Below are 19,196 nucleotides of genomic sequence, written 5' to 3'. Positions count from 1 at the left end.
AGACAGAGAGCCTGAATACTATTACAGACTGAGGACCGAGAAATGAGTATGGATGTCAAATCAATTGCAAATATGGCTGTCCTTGCAGGAGAGATCATGTTAAGAAGCGGAGCGGAGACTTACCGCGTGGAAGATACGATCAAACACATCCTGGATACTGCCGGCACGGCAGAGACAGAAGCACTTGTGATGCTGACAGGTATCATCGTCACTATCAACCGTCCCGGGCAGGAACCGGTCACGATCATGCGCAGGGTCCATGACAGGGGGACCAATATGCACCGTATCGTGGAAGTGAATGAGATCTCGAGAAAATACTGCGCAGGAGAATTGTCGGCGGAAGAGACGCAGCAAAAACTGAAAAATATCAAAGGCAGACAGTATACGGTCCGGATCTATAATCTTGCGACCGTGCTCGTCCCGGCAGGATTTGCCCCGCTGTTCGGCGGCGGATTCCGCGAGATAGCCGCTTCAGCTGCCGTGGGGATCATCCTGGCAGCCCTCATGACAATCGGAAAGAGGGTACGGATCAGCAGTTTTATTCTGAATATCCTCTGCACGGCGGGCATTGCCGTGACAGCCGCAGGACTTAAAATGTGGATTCCGGCACTGAATATGGATACGGTCATCATCAGCTGTATCATGCCTCTCGTGCCCGGAGTAGCGATCACCAACGCGATACGCGATACGCTCCGGGGAGATTATATTTCCGGCGGGGCAAGAGCCCTGGAGGCTTTTGTGACAGCGGCGGCTGTCGCCATCGGAGCCGGCGCGGGCATGGCGTCGATGAACCTATTTCTGCAGGGAGGTGGTCTGTGGTGACAGAATTATTACTGGTAATAGCAGGCGGATTTGTCGCTATTTCGGGCTTTGCCGTCCTGGTGGAAACACCGAGGAAATATATCCTGCAGGCCGGAATTGCCGGAGCTGCAGGCAGCGGCGTGTACTTTTTCAGCGTACAGCACGGACTTGACGCAGTGCCGGCCAGCTTTTTCTCAGCACTTGTGATCTCCCTGCTGGCGCATACATTTGCAAGGATATTTAAGGCGCCTGTTACTGTGTTCCTGATCGCAGGTATCCTGCCGACAGTGCCCGGCGCTGGAATGTACCGGACAGTCTATTACATCATAGCTGATGACAGGGCGCGCTCATCCTATTATCTGATGCAGACACTGGAGATCGCCGGTGTGATCGCACTTGCGATATTTATTGTGGATGCACTGTTCAGGATCAGGATACGAAAGCATAAAAAATGACGGGAGAGAGCAGATCATGATGGAACTTGTCATCGGCGGCAGCGGCAGCGGCAAGTCCGCATATGCGGAAACAGCGGTATGCCGGTGCCGTAGATTTTTGAGTGAGGGAATAAACAGGGAAGTGCCCCTCTATTATATTGCAGATATGATCCCTTACGGGCGGGAGACGGAGAAGAAGATAGAGGCCCATCGGAAAATGCGCTCGGGTAAAGGGTTTGAAACGCTCGAGTGGTACGTAGATCTTCCGGGAAAGCTGGAGGATGAAAGGACCCCGTCACTGGCAGGATCCTGTGTACTTTTGGAATGTGTCTCTAATCTGACCGCCAATGAGATGTATGCCTCCGGAGGCGCACAGGAAACGGGGAAAGATACGGTAGAGAGTATTGTACAGGGTGTTCGTATGTTAAAAGAGAGATGCGGGCATCTTGTGGTTGTGTCTAACGATATATTCCGGGAGTCGGTACCGGATTCGGAAGAGATGACAGCCTACAAAGATAATCTTGGCAGGATCAACCGGGCACTGGCGGCAATGGCGGACCGGGTGACGGAAGTGGTTTACGGGATCTCGATCTGCGTAAAAGACAATGTAACGGATTCCGATTCCCTGCAGCGGGCAGACAAGAGAGGAAGATCATATATGAAATTTGTGACAGGCGGGGCATACCAGGGAAAGGGAGCCTATGTAAAAGAAAAGTATCCCGATGCAGAGTGGACGGACGGGGCCGGGTGTTCTTTACAGGAAATAGAAACCTGTGAAGCCATAGATCATTTTCATCTTTTTGTAAGAAGATGGATGCAGGAAGGAAAGACACCGAAGGAACTGACCGATACTATATTGGGCAGGGACAGCCGAATCATCATCGTGTGCGATGAGATCGGATGCGGGCTCGTGCCGGTAGATGCTTTTGAGAGAGAGTACAGGGAAGCGGTCGGACGTATCTGCACGGAACTGGTAAGCCATTCGGATGAGGTGTACCGGGTGACGTGTGGAATAGGAGAAAGACTGCGATGATATACAGGAATCCGGAAGCTTTTTCGGCTGTAGTGTGAAAAATAAGAGAGTACAGATGGTCAGAAAGAACAGATAAGAAGGAGAATACTGATATGCTGAATGAACTGGAGCAGGTGCTGCCTGCAGACATCGAAAAGAGAAGCTTTGAGATCATAACGGAAGAGCTGGGAGATAAAATCCTGATACCGGGAACAGAGCCGATCGTCAAGCGCTGTATCCATACAAGCGCGGATTTTGACTATGCGGACAATCTTGCTTTTTCCGACGGAGTAGTCGAAAGAGCTCTGGACGCCATCAGAAATGGCGCTTCTATTGTGACAGATACACAGATGGCAAAGGCTGGGATCAATAAGAAACGCCTGGCACAGTACGGGGGAGAAGTCCACTGCTTTATGTCCGATGAGGACGTGGCGCAGGAGGCGAAAGAAAACGGAACTACCCGGGCGGCAGCATGCATGGACAAGGCGGCGGTCATGAGCCGGGAAAACCAGCAGGAACACGGGCTGATCTTTGCCATCGGAAATGCGCCTACCGCACTGGTGCGCCTCTATGAACTGATCAATGAGGGAAATATAAAACCTGAGCTGATCATCGCGGCGCCGGTGGGATTTGTCAATGTAGTGCAGTCAAAAGAGCTGATCCTGACATTGAAAGACATCCCGTATATCGTGGCAAGGGGAAGAAAGGGCGGCAGTAATATCGCGGCCTGTATCTGTAATTCGCTGTTGTATATGCTTTGATCATATGAGGAGTATATTAAGATGGAAAGACCATATTTTCCGATGTTCATTGATCTTACAGACAAAAAAATACTGGTCGCGGGCGGCGGAACTATCGCTCTGCGGCGCATCCGGACACTTCTTAAGTTCAGGGCAGATATCCGTGTGATCGCGCCGGAACTGTGTGAAGAACTGGCACAGCTGGAGGAGGGAGGAAAGATTGCGGCAGAGCGCAGGGAATACTGCACTCCGGATATCGACGGCGTTCAGATTGTCCTGGCGGCTACGGATGATCATGAGGTGAACCGCAGGATATGGGAAGAGTGCAGAGCAGCAGGCGTCACAGTAAATGTGGCAGACGACAGAAGTCTGTGCGATTTTTATTTCCCATCAATTGTAATGACGGAAGATACGGTGATCGGGATCAACTGCGGGGGTGAGGATCACGCAAAAGTGAAAGAGACGAGGATAAAGATCGAGGAAATGTTCGGTGAATAATGCCTCTGAACCGGTAACAGTTCAGCCCGCGCCATTCCTTAAATCGCACTTCATAGAAAGTAAACATTGCCAAAACTTTATATTTTGTTTATAATTAATCCCATATTGTGTCTTGGGAAACTTTTGACATGGAATGAAAAACGGATCAGAAGGCACATAGAAAAAGATATCATATTTTCTGATATCGTATACAGAAAGGAATATATGGAATGGGAGATACTTTACAGATACTGACTGCCATGATCATTTATATGGCAACAGTCATCATCATAGGTGTTACTTTTGCGAGGAGGGCAAATGCAAGTTCAGATGCATATTTCCTCGGCGGACGAAGCCTCGGACCTTGGGTGACTGCGATGAGCGCAGAGGCATCCGATATGTCCGGATGGCTTCTCATGGGACTGCCGGGCGTGGCATACTGGTGCGGTATAGCGGATGCAGCATGGACGGCTATCGGACTGGCTGCAGGTACATATATCAACTGGCTGATCGTATCCAAACGTCTGAGACGATACAGTGAGAAGGCGGGCAATGCGATCACACTGCCGGAATATTTTTCCAATCGTTTCCACGAGAAAAAGAAAGTGATCATGACGATCGCAGCCGTGTTTATCCTGATCTTTTTTACGGTGTATGCGGCAAGCTGTCTTGTGACATGCGGGAAGCTTTTCTCTACATTGTTTGGGCTGCCTTATATTCCGATGATGATCGTAGGCGCGGTGTTCGTACTGATCTACACGATCATAGGGGGATTCCTTGCGGAGAGTGCTTCAGATTTTATGCAGGCGATTGTGATGATCGTTGCTTTAGGTGTGATCGTGCTTGTTGGAACTTATGAAGCGGGTGGTCTGGGAGCAGTCATTGACAACGTAAAGGACATCCCTGGATTTCTTGAGTTCTTCGGCATGGCGACACCGGAGACTGTTGACGGAGTACAGCAGGCGGTAAACGGACAGCCACTGTTCGGCGAGGCTGCTCCGTACGGAATACTCTCCATTGTATCTATGCTGGCATGGGGTCTGGGATATTTCGGAGTCCCACAGGTGCTCTTAAGATTCATGGCGATCCGCCATGAAGATGAACTGACACGTTCCCGCCGGATCGCAACGGTATGGGTAGTGATCTCTCTTACGATCGCTGTATTTATCGGAGTGCTGGGACGATCACTCTATCCGACATCACTGACGACTTCATCTGATGCGGAGAACGTATTTATCCTTCTGTCCACGAACCTGCTTCCGCCACTGATCGCAGGCTTTGTAATGGCCGGAATTCTGGCGGCAACGATCAGTTCCTCGGATTCCTACCTGCTGATTGCAGCCTCCGCATTTGCAAAGAATATTTATCAGGGATTGTTCCGCAAGAAGGCATCAGACAGAGAAGTGCTGAATATTTCAAGGCTGACGCTTCTTGTGATAGCCATTGTAGCGATCATCATCGCGCTGGATGAGAACAGCGTCATCTTTACGATCGTGAGCTTTGCGTGGGCAGGATTTGGCGCCACCTTCGGACCGCTGATGCTTTTCAGCCTGTTCTGGAAGAGGACGACAAGGGCCGGTGCGATCGCGGGAATGCTCGGCGGCGCGGGAATGGTGTTTGTATGGAACCTGCTCGTGCGTCCGCTCGGCGGCATCTGGGATATTTACGAACTGCTTCCGGCATTTCTGTTCTCCTGTCTGTGCATTATAGTCGTGTCTCTTCTGACTCCGGAACCGTCGGAGGAGATTAAGAGAGAGTTTGAAGAAGTACAGCAGATGGGCACAAAATAGTATAAATCAGAAAAGAATAATGTGAAGTATATGACCAAAACAGCAGTTATTATGACTGCTGTTTTGCATTATATTGCTTCTAAACACAATCTAAACACATGCCCTATTAATATTATTACCTTCTTAATGCAGACTGTACTATGATAAAGCTAAGAAAAGAAGGTGATTAATATGTTAAGAGATTTATTATTATTACTGATCGTGATTGCGGGCGGCGTATACGGATTCTGGCTGATGAAAGGGGTTGACAGATTTCTCGAGCGCAGCCGGGGAGACAGAACAGACGAAAATAGCGAAAAGCAGCAGAAATGTGCTGTGATATTCAGCAGCCGGGAGGAACCGGAATTGGAAAAATGGTTTTCTAATGCCGGATTCCGGGTGCTGTCCGCTACAGAGATCCATCTGCAGAAAGGATGGGAAGATGCCGGTTATCTGGTTGCACTGAGTGACTCGGATGTGGACAATCTCTCTATATGCAATCTGATGAAAAGGACATGTCCGCAATCTGCCATATACAGTTTGTGTAACGACAGATCTCTGAAGAAACTTTACAGAAAAACAGGAGCATCTGTTGTATATGACAGGGATGAGTTGATTCAGAGGATGGAACTGATAACACTGGAACATGAGGTGGGGGCGGCATGATGAAAAAGATTCTGCGAAGGCTTACTCCGACGCAGATGATCCTGATCGGCTTCTGTATGGTTGAAGTGATCGGAACTCTGCTTCTCATGCTGCCTGTATCGACAAGAGAGGGGATAGTGACACCGCCGGTAAACGCTTTGTTTACGGCGGTGTCTGCATCGTGTGTGACCGGGCTGGTGATCGCAGATACCTTTCAGTACTGGTCCGTATTCGGACAATGTGTGATTCTGTTTCTGATCCAGATCGGCGGCCTGGGATTTATGACGATCGGAGTCTTTTTTGCCATTGTTCTGAGGAGAAAGATTGGCCTGTGGGTGCGGGGAACCCTGCAGGAGAGTGTTAATTTCATGCAGACAGGCGGTGTTGTCAGGCTGGCAAAAAAGATAATTACAGGTACGGTGATTTTTGAGGGGACGGGCGCTGTGATTCTGGCGATCCGGTTCAGCCGCGATATGGAACTGCCACAGGCTGTATATTACGGAATATTTCATTCGATTTCCGCGTTCTGTAATGCGGGGTTCGACCTGATGGGAAAAGATGGGGCATACATATCCCTGACACAATACTCAGGTGACTGGGTTGTGAATCTTGTGATTATGCTGCTTATTATTATCGGCGGTATTGGATTCTTTATCTGGAGTGACATTTCGGAGAACGGACTACATTTCCGAAAATATCGTCTGCATACAAAGATCACGATCCTTATGACACTGTTCCTGATTTTCGGAGGCGCCGTTATTCTATTCATTCTGGAATATTATAATACAATTGCAGGACGCCCGCTCAACGAACAGATCCTGTGTTCACTTTTCGGGTCAGTGACGGCAAGGACCGCCGGATTTAATACGGTGGATACGGGAGCTCTTACGGACAGCAGCAAACTGGTTACCATCCTGCTTATGTTCATCGGAGGAAGCCCCGGTTCTACAGCCGGCGGCATCAAGACTACTACGGCAGTAGTGCTGATCGCACATGTCTATGCAGGACTTTTTGATAAAAAGGAATGTTCCATGTTCGGACGCAGAATCGGAGAAGATGCCGTGCGAAAAGCTAGTACGGTCCTCTGTACAAATCTGATGCTGTGCGCTGCAGCTGTGGTTATCATAGTGACGGCAACTTCTATTGACGTGACAGATGTAATGTTCGAGGTGGCTTCGGCTATGGGCACGGTAGGTATGTCAGCAGGGATTACAAGGGATCTGGATACAATATCGAAGCTTGTTCTTATCTTTCTAATGTTCTGTGGAAGGGTAGGCAGCTTTACATTTGCACTTTCTATGAAAGGACATAAGGTTGATCCGCCGGTAAAACTGCCTGAAGAAGAAGTTATGGTCGGGTAGATACAAAAAGGCGGAAGACAGGAGGAAAGTATGAAATCAGTTTTGATTATTGGAACGGGAAGGCTTGGACACCACTTGTGTATGAATATGGCACACATGGGAAATGAGATAATGATCGTAGACAAAAATGAGGAAAATATGCAGGATCTGCTTTCCTATGCGATGATGGCAAAGGTGGGTGACTGTACGAAAGAGGAAGTCCTGAAAAGCCTTGGCGTAGGTAATTTTGATATCTGTTTTGTGTGTATTGGCTCAGATTTTCAGAATAGCCTGGAGATTACGAGCCTCCTGAAAGAACTGGGAGCTACTTATGTAGTAAGCAAAGCCACACGGGACATCCAGGCAAAATTTCTGCTGAGAAACGGTGCGGACGAAGTTATCTACCCGGAGAGGGACGCCGCGGAACGCTGCGCCGTAAAATATGGAAGCAACAAGGTATTTGACTATATTGAAATGGCGGAAGGGTATTCAATTCTGGAAATACCGCCCATGCACGGATGGGTGGGGAAGAGTATCGGGCAGCTTGCTGTACGCTCCAGATATCATGTAAGTATACTTGGGATCAAGGTGGACGGACATCTGCAGTTCCTTCCCCATCCGGACAGAGTGCTTGATAAGAAGGATCATCTGATGATCGTCGGAATGAAAAAGGACATCGACCGCATCTTGGCAAATATAGAGTAAGGTGCTAATATCATATGGAACGAAAAGGCATATGGATATATGCAGACAGGAGAGCTTGAAGGATGAAGAGGATTGCCGGACTGATAAAAAGAGCTGTGACAGGAGAGCGCATACGATATCTGATGCGCACAGTGCTGATCGTGGCAGCGGCAAGTCTTGTCAGTATTTTTCTGAGCCGGAACGGGGTTATGAAGGAAAATGTACTCATGGTCTTCCTGATCGGGGTGCTTTTGATCGGTGCGTTTACAGCAGGGTATGAGTATGGTATTATCGGAGCAGTAGTCAGTGTGCTTATGTTTAATTATTTCTTCACTGTACCTGTTCATACATTCGCGATCATGGATCCTAACGATGTTGCGCTTATGACGTTTTTCCTTGTAGTGTCCTGTATTTCTTCCGGTATGACTGCCAGATTTCGCAGGCAGCTTGCGATTGCCGAGGCGAACGAGAAAGCTGCTAAGCGTATGTCTGAGATGTCGGAGAGATTTATCAATGTGACCGGAAAAGAGCAGATCATCGCTCTCGGACTCGCATATATCAGAGAGAACACCGGATATGAGGCATCTGTTTCTTTAAAGGGATGTGAAGAAGAGAACAGGCGCGAGAGCGGTTACATTCTGTTTCCGATCAGCGGGGCAGTACAACAGATCGGAGTACTGAAAATCTTCACCAAGGACAGGGGTATCGGAGCGGAACAGGAGATATTTATCCGTGCCGCGGCAAGCCAGATGGGGATTGCCCTTGACAGGGAGCTGATCTATTCCGAGCAGGAGAAGATAAAGCTTGAGGTAGAGAAGGAACATCTGAAGAGCAGTATGCTAAGGAGCATCTCCCATGATTTCAGGACGCCTCTGACGGGGATCATTGGCGACTGTGATCTGATACTGCAGAAGCAGGCCGGGGATGACTCTCAGGCCGAGGCTCTTGTGAGGGATATTCGTGAGCAGAGCATGTGGCTTACTCATACAATGGAAAACATTCTCAGTATGACGAAGATCGAGAACGGCACCGGCTTTATCGATAAGGAAGAGGAAGTGGTAGAAGATCTTGTCTACGAAGCAGAACGTCATATTACGGGGCTTAGGACACACCGTCGGTTTAAGGACTCGATGCCGGAAGAACTTCTTGTGGCAAATGTTGATGGCAGGATGATCGTCCAGGTCCTTGTTAATCTTCTTGACAATGCGGTGAAAAATACCGAGGAGGGGGGAAGGATCACCCTCAATGTATCTTATAAGTCAGGAAAAGTCTATTTTGTCGTAGAGGATAACGGACGGGGAATCGAGCCGGGTCAGGAAAAGATGATCTTCGAAGAATTTGTTTCATCAGGAGGGAAAGGACCTGACCAGAAACACGGCATCGGCCTGGGGCTTGCCATCTGTAAAGAAGTCGTTGAAGCACATGGCGGAAGTATATGGGCGGAAAACAGACTGGAGGGAGGGGCACGCTTTACTTTCTGGCTGAACGCAGAGACAACAGGGGAGACATAGGAGTATGGAAAGCAAAAATACAATACTGATTGTCGAGGACGACAAATATATCATACATTTTCTGGAGATGAGTCTGAAAGAGAAAGAATATATTCTGTGGACAGCGCGGACAGTAAAAGAGGCAGTCAGCCTCTTTTATGCCAATCATCCGGATCTGGTGATTTTGGATCTGGGGCTTCCCGATGGTGACGGCATGGAAGTGATCGAAAGTATCCGGGAGATTGCAGATACACCAGTGATTATTGTGTCCGCAAGACAGGAAGAAGAGGAAAAGATCCGTGCGCTTGACGCCGGGGCAGATGACTATGTTACAAAACCTTTCTACATGGGCGAACTGCTGGCAAGAATAAGGGCAGCGCTTCGGAGAAAAGAGAGCCGCGTATCGGATAAGAACACAGTATTTGAGGACGGGGATCTTGTTGTGGACTATGAACAGAGGCGGGTGGAAGCGGGAGGCCGGGAAGTCCATCTCACGCCGATCGAATACAAGATACTGCTTCTTCTCATCGCCAACCGTGGAAAGGTGTTGACACACCATTACATACTGAAAGAAATATGGGGCTATGCAGAGGGCGTGGAGGCGGCAACACTCCGTGTGTTCATGGCAACACTTAGAAGAAAGATCGAACAGAATCCGTCCCAGCCTCAGCATATTATTACAGAGGTAGGCGTGGGATACCGATTTAAGTGAAATATGGAGAGGCGCAGGAGATATTTTTATCTTCTGTGCCTCTCTAATGCTTTTAATATATCCGGTATTTCCCGTGACGCTGCATAAAGCTGATGCTCCGGCTCATGGATATCCTCCAGATAATGTGCATCGGAACAGCAGATTACATTGCAGGATTCAAAATACGGATGCTCCCGCCGGATCCGGTGCAGGTTTTTAAAATCATGGAACTCAGCGCAGGAAAATGTGCTTCCGGGCGGTACGAATCCGAGGTTGGAGATAAGGCTGGTGGAACTCTTGTCCACATGAGCCGGATAGGCGATACCGTGACAGGATCCCGCCAGAGAAAATACGTCATCAAACGAGATGGATGTCGCATTGATGAGCAGATTCTCCACAGTACCTGTCACTTCATCTTTCTCGTCCATGATCTGCTGTTTCCCGAAGATATCTTCCCGGTTTTGAACAGGCAGCAGTCTTTCATATACAAGTGCGTCAAATGCAAGGGCGTCCTTCAGTGCGGGGAAGAGACAGATCACATGGACTTCTTCCTCTGTCGTCAGTTCCATGCCGGGTATCACGGTGACTCCGTAGTTTGCGCCGTGATACATGGCTGCGGGGCAGTTCTTACAGGAGTTGTGATCCGTGAGCGCGATCACGTCAAGTCCTTTGACTGCAGCCATTCCGACGAGATTTGCCGGGGTCATATCATCATCTCCGCACGGAGAGAGACAGGAATGGATATGCAGGTCATAGTAGAGCGGGATCATGATCTGCATGCCTCGTGGATCTCGAGAGCAATATCGAAGACCGGAAGTTCTGTTGTGAGTATGGCTATACCTTCTTCTGCAGCTTTCTCTAAAGTCCCCTCATCCATACCGATGCCCTCCGCCAGTACGATGCATGCCGCGTCTGCGAGCGTTGCGACAGCGAGGGTGTTCTTATTTCCCATAACTGTTACCCAGACACAGTCGGCAGGAGCTTTGCCCATGGCAATGCTCAGAAGATCACAGCAGAATACTTTCGAGATCTCGCGGTCCGGATTGCCTTTGACAAGTACTTTACATTCCGGAAGGTCCAATATCGTCTGTAATTTCATATCCCTTTATTCTCCCTTCTTTTTTAGTGTGGGTATATTGATTTTGGATATTTATTGCTGTTTCGACTGACGCAGATTCCCCGGCACGCCGAAAGAAGCAAGCTCGGTAGTTAGTTCTTTTATATATTTGTGGAGGAGTTTGTCTTCTTCTTCGGATAACATTTTTCCTCCATTTTCGCCCTGCGTCAGTGCCTCGATCTTCTGTGAGAGGTCTGCGATATTTGAGCGCAGGACGTAGATGCAGTCGTTTGGTGTTGCCTCACCCCGCACGATGTCTTCTGCAAGAGTCTGGCAGGTCGGAGCACCGCAGGATCCGCAGTCCAGACCGGGGAATCTGGCGGTCAGCCTTTCTACATCGCTCATCATCTTCAGACTTTCTTTAAATGTATTGCCGAGACGGAAGACCGGTTCGTACTCAACATCGTCCGCCCAGTACATATTCCGGATCTCAGGATTGTCTTCCAGATGGTTTTTCGATACCGGCTGATACTTGGTCAGACGCTTAGTCTTCGTCATGGCGATGTAAGCATTTTCGACTGTGAGCGTACCGCCCACACAGCCTCCGTCGCAGGCGTTCAGCTCGACGAAAGTGAGGCCGTGGAGCTTTTCATCCTCAAGCTCCTCTAAGACCCGTAAGATATTTACGATGCCGTCCGCTGCGAGATAATTGTCCACAAGTAATCCTCCGACCTCGCCGCCGGCATTGCTCCAGCCGATGCCGATGCGCCCGGAGTGGGAGAGGGGCTTCAACTGGCTTTCATCATGTTTCATATGGGGCAGCAGGAGCGGATAGACATCCTTGATCGCCACCACATTGTCGATATTGCTCTTCTCGATCCCGAGGGGCGCTTTTGCGTAGGACACTTTGGACGGGCAGGGTGAGATGAAGATAATACCGATCTCCTCCGGCTTCAGCCCGGTCTTTTTCATTGCCCGCGCCCGGGCGATTTCCGCCGCCACTTCTACCGGCGCCTTGATCGGAAGGAGCCGTGAGATGAGTGTGGGGAATTTTACCCGTATCAGCCGTATGACAGAAGGACAGGCGGAACTGATAAAAGGAGCTTCATCCATGTGTTCCTTTATATATTCCCTGGAGGCTTCGGACACCAGTTCCGCAGCAGCGCTCACCTCGTATACATCGTCAAACCCCAGTCGGAGCAGGGCATTCAGGACAATGTCCACATTAGTAAGGTTGTTATACTGCGCATAGAGCGAAGGTGCCGGAAGGGCGACCGTGTATTTAAAATTATTGATCACGGAGAGCGGATCATAGGCAGGAACTTTTGCGTGATGCGGGCAGTAACGGATGCATCTGCCGCAGTCAATGCAGAATTTGTCTATGATATGAGCTTTCCCGCTATGTACCCGGATCGCCTGGGTCGGACAGTGTTTGATGCAGTTGATGCATCCCTGACAGGCGGATTCGCGCAGGCGCACGGAGCGCATGAATTTGTTATGCTTCACAGGCAGTTCCTCCTTTACAGATTTACCTTCATAGTAATGGTCGTCCCCTGACCGATCACCGTATCAATATGCATTTCATCTGAATACCGTTTCATGTTCGGCAGTCCCATTCCCGCCCCGAATCCGAGGGAACGCACTTCCTCGCGGGCGGTGGAGAAGCCTTCCTGCATGGCCTGATCGATATCAGGAATGCCTGGGCCTTTATCCGCAAGGATCATCGTGATATCTGTATCCGATATCGTAACTGTGATCGTACCGCCGTCTGCGTGGATGACCATGTTGATCTCACCCTCATACATAGCGATGGCAGTTTTGCGAATCGCCTCGCTGCTGACTCCGAGCATCTTCAGCTTGTTTTTCACGGAACTGCTGGCTTCTCCTGCCCGGGTGAAATCATTGCCATCGATAATATAAGTAAAAATAAGCTGATCTCCCATTCAGGCACCTCCCCGCAGTCCGTTCTCATACAAGATGCCGCATGTAGTGAACATAAAGTGTTCTGTAGCCAGAACAGCGATGGATTTACCCTTTGCCAGGGCCAGCATGTGTTCATCCGGCATCTTGCCGCGGACAAAGATGATGCAGCATATATCGAGCATTTCCGCAGTCCGGACGACCTGCGGGTTGCAAAGGCCGGTGATGAGTACGGAACACTGTCCGCAGTATGCAAGGACATCGCTCATCATATCGGCTGAAAAAACGAATTGAACATCCAGATCGGCCAGTTCCTGCCCGTACAGGAACTTTGCATCAAGGACTTCCTGCATTTCTCTGATCGTCATAAGCCCTCCTTAAGAAATTGAAATCGTACATTTTCTTTTCAGTCAGTATAACATTTGCATATTTAAAAAGCAATAATTGTATAAACATCGGCGGCATACATAGATATATTGCGTAAAAATTTTGAAAATATAGTATAAATATGAATATATACAAAATTTTCGTTCTTTTTAAGTGGCATATTGAGATATCATATGATATGATTGTTTTAATGAGCACAAAACAATCCCTGCGGACCGTATATTTATCTGAAAAATACAGCGGGGAACAGAAGTGGAGGTTGAAGAATGGCAGCTAAGAAGAAAACCGTTCCGTTTTCCGGGACGAAAGAGCAGGAAGAGGAGCTCATGAAAGTGATCGACGAGCTCAAAGATGAAAAAGGCGCTCTCATGCCGATCCTGCAGAAAGCACAGGACATATACGGATATCTGCCGTATGAAGTCCAGAAGATGATTTCGGACCAGACGGGAATCCCGATGGAGAAGATTTACGGCGTCACTACATTTTATTCGCAGTTTACGCTGAATCCGAAAGGAAAGTACAGGATTTCCGTCTGTCTTGGCACGGCGTGCTATGTAAAAGGCTCCGGTGAGATCTACAATGCCCTGATGGAGAAACTGGGGATTGAAGGCGGAGAGTGCACGCCGGACGGAAAATTCTCACTGGATGCATGCCGCTGCGTGGGAGCCTGCGGACTCGCACCGGTCATGATGATCAATGATGAAGTCTACGGGCGTCTTACTGTGGACGACATAGACGGCATCCTGGCAAAGTACGAATAAGTCATGATGCCTGAAATATCTCTGAATATTCTGGATGTCGCTGAAAATTCCGTGCGGGCGAAAGCGTCTCTTATCGAGATCACAGTGTCGGTAAAGACGAAAGAAGACACGCTGACTGTCATTATCCGGGACGACGGATGCGGGATGACGGCAGATCAGGTGAAACGCGCGCAGGATCCGTTTTTCACGACAAGAACGACGAGAATCGTAGGCCTCGGGCTTCCGTTTTTCAAGCAGGCGGCGGAGAGCACGGGAGGAAGCTTCCGGATTGATTCAGAAAAAGGAAAAGGAACAACAGTGACAGCGGTATTCGGACTGTCTCATATTGACAGGATGCCGCTCGGTGATATCAGTTCTACTATACATACGCTGGTCGTGTTTAATGAGCAGATCGATTTTAAATATATCTATGAATATGATGATAGGAGCTTTACCCTTGATACCCGGGAAATGCGGGAGATGCTTGGAGATGAGATATCCTTTATGGAGCCAGAGGTCTCTCTGTTTATCTGGGAATATCTTGACACGAACAAAGGTGAGACGGACGGTGGAATTGAAGTTTGAGAACAGGAGGAATTATATGAAATCTCTTGAAGAATTACGTGCGATCAGGGCTAAGATGCAGGGAAAGGTCGGAGTGCGCGCCGAGAATGAGAATCAGATCCGCGTAGTAGTCGGAATGGCTACCTGCGGGATCGCGAGCGGAGCGAGACCGGTCCTGACCGCACTTGCTGATGCAGTACAGGAACAGAACTTAAGCGAGAAAATCTGCGTGACACAGACCGGGTGCATCGGCCTGTGCCAGTACGAGCCCATTGTGGAAGTGATGGAACCCGGAAAAGAAAAAGTGACTTACGTGAAGATGACTCCCGAGAAAGCACTGGAGGTGCTGCGTCTTCACCTGCAGGGCGGACAGGTAGTGACAAAATATACCTTAAGCGCCGCGCAGAACAGCGCAAAACAGTGAAAGGAGGCCTGAATCTATGTATCGATCACATGTACTCGTCTGCGGCGGAACCGGATGTACTTCTTCCGGCAGCCAGCGGATCAGAGAACGACTGGAAAAAGAGATTGCGGCGAACGGGCTGTCCGAGGAAGTCGGCGTAGTGAAAACCGGATGTTTCGGCCTGTGCGCGCTCGGGCCGATCATGATCGTATATCCTGAAGGAACGTTTTATTCAATGGTTCAGGAGGATGATATCCCTGAGATTGTATCCGAACATCTTTTAAAGGGAAGGGTTGTTACACGTCTGCTCTATGATGAGACTACAAAGACAGACAAGATCATCCCCCTCAATGAGACGAATTTCTATAAGAAGCAGCACAGAGTCGCGCTGCGCAACTGCGGCGTCATCAATCCGGAGAATATAGAGGAATACATCGGCACCGGCGGATATGAGGCGCTGGGCACCGTGCTGACGGAGAAGACGCCGGAGGACGTGATCCAGATACTCCTGGACAGCGGCTTGCGGGGAAGAGGAGGCGCCGGATTCCCGACAGGCTTGAAATGGAAGTTCGCTGCGGCAAATGAGGCAGATCAGAAATATGTCTGCTGCAATGCTGACGAGGGAGATCCGGGAGCTTTCATGGACCGCTCCATCCTGGAGGGCGATCCCCATGCCGTGCTGGAAGCAATGGCGATCGCAGGTTATGCCATCGGAGCATCCCAGGGCTATATCTATGTGCGTGCCGAGTATCCCATCGCGGTGAAACGTCTCGAGATCGCTATCGCTCAGGCGAGGGAGTACGGACTGCTTGGAAAAAATATATTTGACAGCGGCTTTGATTTCGATATTGAACTGAGGCTCGGCGCGGGAGCTTTTGTCTGCGGCGAGGAGACTGCTCTTATGACATCCATCGAGGGCAACAGAGGAGAGCCTCGTCCGCGTCCGCCGTTCCCGGCATTAAAGGGTCTCTTCCAGAAGCCGACTATCTTAAACAATGTAGAGACCTTTGCGAACATTCCGCAGATTATCGTGAACGGGCCGGAGTGGTTCGCATCCATGGGAACGGAGAAGTCAAAGGGAACGAAAGTATTTGCCCTGGGCGGCAAGATCCACAATACCGGTCTCGTGGAAGTACCCATGGGAACGACGCTCCGGGAGATCGTAGAGGAGATCGGAGGCGGCATTCCGAACGGCAAGAAATTCAAGGCAGCCCAGACAGGAGGTCCGTCAGGCGGCTGTATCCCTGCGGAGCATCTGGATGTGCCGATTGACTATGACAATCTGAAAGCAATCGGATCCATGATGGGTTCCGGCGGTCTTATTGTCATGGACGAAGATACCTGCATGGTCGATATTGCGAAATTCTTCCTTGAGTTCACCGTAGATGAGTCCTGCGGCAAGTGTACACCGTGCCGTATCGGCACAAGACGTATGCTCGAGATCCTGGAGAAGATCACAAAAGGTCAGGCAACGATGGAAGATCTGGATAAGCTGGAGGAGCTCTGTTACCATTTACAATCCAGCTCTCTGTGCGCTCTCGGACAGACCGCACCTAATCCGGTGCTCTCCACGCTTCGTTACTTCCGGGATGAATATATCGCGCACATCGTGGATAAGAAATGTCCGGCAGGAGTCTGTAAGGCGCTGCTCCAGTATAAGATCGATCCGGATAAATGTAAGGGATGTACGCTCTGTGCAAGGACTTGTCCGGCAGACGCGATCACCGGATCAGTGAGAGAAGTACATATGATCGATCCCGAGAAATGCCTGAAATGCGGTGCCTGCATGGAGAAATGCCGGTTTGGCGCGATCTACAAAGAGTAAGGGAGGGCAGTGAGAATGGAAAATGTAAATTTAAAAATAAACGGCTTGAATGTAACTGCACCCGCAGGTTCTACGATCCTTGAGGCGGCGCAGGCAGCGGGTATCCGAATCCCTACTCTGTGCTACTTAAAAGAGATCAACGAGATCGGTGCATGCCGCATGTGCGTGGTGGAGGTAAAAGGGGCAAGAAATCTGGTGGCGGCATGTGTCTACCCGGTGTCCGAGGGTATGGAAGTGCAGACGAACACGAAGAAGCTGCTCGACTCCAGGCGAAGGACGCTGGAACTGCTCTTATCCAATCATGATAAGAAATGCCTTTCCTGCGTGCGAAGCGGCCACTGTGAACTGCAGGAGCTCTGTCAGGAGCTGGGTGTTACGGATGAAGATTATTTCGCAGGCGAGACGCCCCACTATGAGCTCGATGAGAGCGCGGTACATATGGTTCGTGATAATAATAAATGTATCCTTTGCCGGAGATGCTCCGCTGTGTGCGAGAAAGTGCAGAGCGTGGGCGTGATCGGACCGAACAACAGGGGATTTGCAACATTTATCGGTTCCCCGTTCGACATGGGGCTTGGAGATACGAGCTGCGTATCCTGCGGTCAGTGCATTGCGGCCTGTCCGACGGGAGCGCTCTATGAGAAGAGCAGCATTGATGAAGTCCTTGAAGCGATCTCCGATGAGACAAAGCATGTTGTTGTCCAGCCGGCGCCGTCCGTGCGCGCGGCACTGGGAGAAGAATTCGGCTATCCGATGGGAACTGACGTAGAGGGCAAGATGGCGGCAGCGCTCCGCAGGATCGGATTTGACAAAGTGTTTGACACGGATTTCAGCGCTGACCTCACGATCATGGAAGAGGCTCATGAGTTCCTCGATCGTGTAAAAAATGGCGGAGTCCTTCCGATGATGACATCCTGCTCGCCCGGCTGGATCAAATACTGCGAGCACTATTATCCAGATCAGCTTGAACATCTGTCGAGCTGCAAATCACCACAGCAGATGTTCGGGGCTATTACGAAGACATATTACGCGGAGAAGACCGGCATCGCACCCGAAGACATTGTGTGTGTCAGCGTCATGCCATGTACAGCGAAGAAATTTGAGATCGGACGAGACGATCAGGATGCGGCAGGCCTTCCGGATGTGGATATCTCGATCACAACAAGAGAACTGGCGCGCCTCATCCGCAAAGTGGGAATTGATTTCAGGAGTCTTCCGGATGAAGGCTTCGATGATCCTCTCGGAGAATCCTCGGGCGCAGGTGTTATCTTCGGCGCCACCGGCGGCGTAATGGAGGCAGCTCTGCGTACCGCAGTGGAAGAACTGACCGGCGAGACGCTCGAGAAAGTTGAGTTCATGGAAGTGCGCGGTACGGATGGAATCAAAGAAGCCACATATAACGTGGCGGGAATGGATGTGAAGATCGCAGTCGCATCCGGTCTATCCAATGCTAAGATCATCATGGATAAAGTGCGCTCCGGCGAGGCAGACTATCATTTCATCGAGATCATGTGCTGTCCGGGAGGCTGCGTGAACGGCGGCGGTCAGCCGCAGGTACACGCAGATGTGCGCAACTTTACAGATGTGAAAGCGATCCGCGCGAAGGCACTCTATGACAACGATGCGGCAAAGACGCTCCGGAAGTCCCACGAGAACCCGTCCATAAAGAAACTGTACGATGAGTTTCTCGGGACGCCGGGAAGCGAGAAGGCACATCATATACTGCATACAACTTATGTGAAACGTACCATTAATTAAATTCCGGATTTATCTGACTGAGAAAGAGTCCGCCGGGAGGTATGTATTGTTAGCGCACACGTTTTCACTCGGTCGCGGCGTAACGGTACATAAGAGCGCAGAAGACGCGCTCTAAGTGCCGACGCCGCTCCAACGGTGCGTACACAATACATACCTCCCGGCTGCTTTCTTTCCCATCCCGAAAATCGAATCTCAAACGGAAGGAACAAAGCCGGATCTTTTTCGACTAAGATTCCTTTTCTATCGATAAGCAGAAAAGATTCTGCAAATAAATGTTGAGCTATCAATCGTTACGATGAGGCTCCCATCTCTTCTGGTTTGTATGAGGATTTATCGAACTGGCTTATGGATGAGAAAGAGCAGAAAAGCAGGCAGATACAGCCGATTTGATGCGCATTCCGCGGACAGAGGAAGAGTGATTCCGGCGACTTTGGAAGAATATTAGAGGAACTTAAAAGC

The 19,196-nt window shown here is 49.8% G+C and carries 21 protein-coding genes; 16 read left to right on the top strand and 5 right to left on the bottom strand.

Annotated elements, in window-relative coordinates:
* Positions 1-48 precede the first annotated feature (48 nt).
* The 11 genes from FNY66_RS06710 (at position 49) to FNY66_RS06660 (ending at position 10,104) form a co-directional block, all read left to right on the top strand.
* Complete coding sequence (locus FNY66_RS06710) at positions 49-822, top strand: threonine/serine exporter family protein (RefSeq protein WP_150310644.1); 774 nt, start codon at positions 49-51, stop codon at positions 820-822.
* Positions 819-1,256: a threonine/serine exporter family protein gene (locus FNY66_RS06705; protein ID WP_150310643.1), complete on the top strand. Its 438-nt coding sequence runs from the start codon at positions 819-821 to the stop codon at positions 1,254-1,256. Before FNY66_RS06710 ends, FNY66_RS06705 begins: the two co-directional genes overlap by 4 nt.
* A gap of 16 nt (positions 1,257-1,272) precedes the next feature.
* Positions 1,273-2,268, top strand: a complete 996-nt coding sequence (locus tag FNY66_RS06700; RefSeq protein ID WP_150310642.1) for a bifunctional adenosylcobinamide kinase/adenosylcobinamide-phosphate guanylyltransferase — start codon at positions 1,273-1,275, stop codon at positions 2,266-2,268.
* 92 nt (positions 2,269-2,360) lie between these two features.
* The gene (locus FNY66_RS06695; RefSeq protein ID WP_150310641.1) at positions 2,361-3,008 is read left to right on the top strand and encodes a precorrin-8X methylmutase; all 648 of its coding nucleotides are present in this window, start codon (positions 2,361-2,363) and stop codon (positions 3,006-3,008) included.
* A gap of 21 nt (positions 3,009-3,029) precedes the next feature.
* On the top strand, positions 3,030-3,485 hold the full coding sequence (locus tag FNY66_RS06690; protein WP_150310640.1) for a precorrin-2 dehydrogenase/sirohydrochlorin ferrochelatase family protein: 456 nt from the start codon (positions 3,030-3,032) through the stop codon (positions 3,483-3,485).
* Between the two features lie 209 nt (positions 3,486-3,694).
* Positions 3,695-5,254: a sodium/proline symporter PutP gene (gene putP / locus FNY66_RS06685; protein ID WP_087151866.1), complete on the top strand. Its 1,560-nt coding sequence runs from the start codon at positions 3,695-3,697 to the stop codon at positions 5,252-5,254.
* Between the two features lie 171 nt (positions 5,255-5,425).
* Positions 5,426-5,899 (top strand): NAD-binding protein, encoded by a 474-nt coding sequence (locus FNY66_RS06680; RefSeq protein WP_150310639.1) that lies wholly within the window; start codon positions 5,426-5,428, stop codon positions 5,897-5,899.
* Positions 5,899-7,239, top strand: a complete 1,341-nt coding sequence (locus FNY66_RS06675; RefSeq protein ID WP_150310661.1) for a TrkH family potassium uptake protein — start codon at positions 5,899-5,901, stop codon at positions 7,237-7,239. The genes FNY66_RS06680 and FNY66_RS06675 overlap by 1 nt, the downstream gene beginning before the upstream one ends.
* Positions 7,240-7,269: 30 nt before the next feature.
* A complete protein-coding gene (locus FNY66_RS06670) occupies positions 7,270-7,923 on the top strand; it encodes a potassium channel family protein (RefSeq protein ID WP_150310638.1) in 654 nt (217 codons plus the stop codon).
* A gap of 62 nt (positions 7,924-7,985) precedes the next feature.
* Positions 7,986-9,413, top strand: a complete 1,428-nt coding sequence (locus tag FNY66_RS06665) for a sensor histidine kinase (RefSeq protein ID WP_150310637.1) — start codon at positions 7,986-7,988, stop codon at positions 9,411-9,413.
* 4 nt (positions 9,414-9,417) lie between these two features.
* Positions 9,418-10,104, top strand: coding sequence for a response regulator (locus FNY66_RS06660; RefSeq protein WP_150310636.1), 687 nt, complete (start codon positions 9,418-9,420; stop codon positions 10,102-10,104).
* A gap of 26 nt (positions 10,105-10,130) precedes the next feature.
* Here FNY66_RS06660 and FNY66_RS06655 read toward each other — a convergent pair whose 3' ends face one another.
* The 5 genes from FNY66_RS06655 to FNY66_RS06635 are packed head-to-tail and all read right to left on the bottom strand — an operon-like array spanning position 10,131 to position 13,428.
* Positions 10,131-10,853: a PHP domain-containing protein gene (locus tag FNY66_RS06655; RefSeq protein ID WP_150310660.1), complete on the bottom strand. Its 723-nt coding sequence runs from the start codon at positions 10,851-10,853 to the stop codon at positions 10,131-10,133.
* On the bottom strand, positions 10,850-11,182 hold the full coding sequence (locus FNY66_RS06650) for a hypothetical protein (RefSeq protein ID WP_087151859.1): 333 nt from the start codon (positions 11,180-11,182) through the stop codon (positions 10,850-10,852). The genes FNY66_RS06655 and FNY66_RS06650 overlap by 4 nt, the downstream gene beginning before the upstream one ends.
* A gap of 51 nt (positions 11,183-11,233) precedes the next feature.
* Positions 11,234-12,628 carry a [Fe-Fe] hydrogenase large subunit C-terminal domain-containing protein gene (locus FNY66_RS06645; protein WP_150310659.1) on the bottom strand — a complete coding sequence of 465 codons (1,395 nt, stop codon included), beginning with the start codon at positions 12,626-12,628 and terminating at the stop codon, positions 11,234-11,236.
* Between the two features lie 32 nt (positions 12,629-12,660).
* Complete coding sequence (locus FNY66_RS06640; RefSeq protein ID WP_087151858.1) at positions 12,661-13,083, bottom strand: ATP-binding protein; 423 nt, start codon at positions 13,081-13,083, stop codon at positions 12,661-12,663.
* On the bottom strand, positions 13,084-13,428 hold the full coding sequence (locus FNY66_RS06635; RefSeq protein WP_087151857.1) for a DRTGG domain-containing protein: 345 nt from the start codon (positions 13,426-13,428) through the stop codon (positions 13,084-13,086). It lies immediately after the preceding gene.
* Between the two features lie 285 nt (positions 13,429-13,713).
* Between FNY66_RS06635 and nuoE the strand changes: the two genes are divergently transcribed.
* Genes nuoE through FNY66_RS06610 form a run of 5 tightly spaced genes read left to right on the top strand, consistent with a single transcriptional unit; the run spans position 13,714 to position 18,737 of the window.
* Positions 13,714-14,208 carry an NADH-quinone oxidoreductase subunit NuoE gene (gene nuoE, locus FNY66_RS06630; protein WP_150310635.1) on the top strand — a complete coding sequence of 165 codons (495 nt, stop codon included), beginning with the start codon at positions 13,714-13,716 and terminating at the stop codon, positions 14,206-14,208.
* Between the two features lie 3 nt (positions 14,209-14,211).
* Entirely contained in the window at positions 14,212-14,772 is a 561-nt protein-coding gene (locus FNY66_RS06625) for an ATP-binding protein (RefSeq protein WP_150310634.1), read from the top strand.
* Between the two features lie 16 nt (positions 14,773-14,788).
* Entirely contained in the window at positions 14,789-15,175 is a 387-nt protein-coding gene (locus tag FNY66_RS06620) for a (2Fe-2S) ferredoxin domain-containing protein (RefSeq protein WP_087151854.1), read from the top strand.
* A 16-nt stretch (positions 15,176-15,191) separates the two neighbouring features.
* Positions 15,192-16,979: an NADH-quinone oxidoreductase subunit NuoF gene (gene nuoF / locus FNY66_RS06615; protein ID WP_150310633.1), complete on the top strand. Its 1,788-nt coding sequence runs from the start codon at positions 15,192-15,194 to the stop codon at positions 16,977-16,979.
* A gap of 15 nt (positions 16,980-16,994) precedes the next feature.
* On the top strand, positions 16,995-18,737 hold the full coding sequence (locus tag FNY66_RS06610) for an NADH-dependent [FeFe] hydrogenase, group A6 (RefSeq protein ID WP_150310632.1): 1,743 nt from the start codon (positions 16,995-16,997) through the stop codon (positions 18,735-18,737).
* Positions 18,738-19,196 lie beyond the last annotated feature (459 nt).

This window comes from Mediterraneibacter catenae, from assembly GCF_008691045.1.
GTDB classification, from domain to species: domain Bacteria; phylum Bacillota; class Clostridia; order Lachnospirales; family Lachnospiraceae; genus Mediterraneibacter; species Mediterraneibacter ornithocaccae.
The sequence above is the reverse complement of the archived record's forward strand: the minus strand, read 5'-3'. Positions and strand labels throughout refer to the sequence as shown.

Coding starts and splice junctions, on each gene's coding strand:
- nuoF (WP_150310633.1), top strand. CDS start 15,192: ATGTATCGATCACATGTACTCGTCTGCGGCGGAACCGGATGTACTTCT.
- FNY66_RS06700 (WP_150310642.1), top strand. CDS start 1,273: ATGATGGAACTTGTCATCGGCGGCAGCGGCAGCGGCAAGTCCGCATAT.
- FNY66_RS06655 (WP_150310660.1), bottom strand. CDS start 10,853: ATGATCCCGCTCTACTATGACCTGCATATCCATTCCTGTCTCTCTCCG.
- FNY66_RS06675 (WP_150310661.1), top strand. CDS start 5,899: ATGAAAAAGATTCTGCGAAGGCTTACTCCGACGCAGATGATCCTGATC.
- FNY66_RS06660 (WP_150310636.1), top strand. CDS start 9,418: ATGGAAAGCAAAAATACAATACTGATTGTCGAGGACGACAAATATATC.
- FNY66_RS06610 (WP_150310632.1), top strand. CDS start 16,995: ATGGAAAATGTAAATTTAAAAATAAACGGCTTGAATGTAACTGCACCC.
- FNY66_RS06635 (WP_087151857.1), bottom strand. CDS start 13,428: ATGACGATCAGAGAAATGCAGGAAGTCCTTGATGCAAAGTTCCTGTAC.
- FNY66_RS06645 (WP_150310659.1), bottom strand. CDS start 12,628: ATGCGCTCCGTGCGCCTGCGCGAATCCGCCTGTCAGGGATGCATCAAC.
- FNY66_RS06640 (WP_087151858.1), bottom strand. CDS start 13,083: ATGGGAGATCAGCTTATTTTTACTTATATTATCGATGGCAATGATTTC.
- putP (WP_087151866.1), top strand. CDS start 3,695: ATGGGAGATACTTTACAGATACTGACTGCCATGATCATTTATATGGCA.
- FNY66_RS06620 (WP_087151854.1), top strand. CDS start 14,789: ATGAAATCTCTTGAAGAATTACGTGCGATCAGGGCTAAGATGCAGGGA.
- FNY66_RS06670 (WP_150310638.1), top strand. CDS start 7,270: ATGAAATCAGTTTTGATTATTGGAACGGGAAGGCTTGGACACCACTTG.
- FNY66_RS06695 (WP_150310641.1), top strand. CDS start 2,361: ATGCTGAATGAACTGGAGCAGGTGCTGCCTGCAGACATCGAAAAGAGA.
- FNY66_RS06665 (WP_150310637.1), top strand. CDS start 7,986: ATGAAGAGGATTGCCGGACTGATAAAAAGAGCTGTGACAGGAGAGCGC.
- FNY66_RS06625 (WP_150310634.1), top strand. CDS start 14,212: ATGATGCCTGAAATATCTCTGAATATTCTGGATGTCGCTGAAAATTCC.
- FNY66_RS06650 (WP_087151859.1), bottom strand. CDS start 11,182: ATGAAATTACAGACGATATTGGACCTTCCGGAATGTAAAGTACTTGTC.
- nuoE (WP_150310635.1), top strand. CDS start 13,714: ATGGCAGCTAAGAAGAAAACCGTTCCGTTTTCCGGGACGAAAGAGCAG.
- FNY66_RS06680 (WP_150310639.1), top strand. CDS start 5,426: ATGTTAAGAGATTTATTATTATTACTGATCGTGATTGCGGGCGGCGTA.
- FNY66_RS06690 (WP_150310640.1), top strand. CDS start 3,030: ATGGAAAGACCATATTTTCCGATGTTCATTGATCTTACAGACAAAAAA.
- FNY66_RS06710 (WP_150310644.1), top strand. CDS start 49: ATGGATGTCAAATCAATTGCAAATATGGCTGTCCTTGCAGGAGAGATC.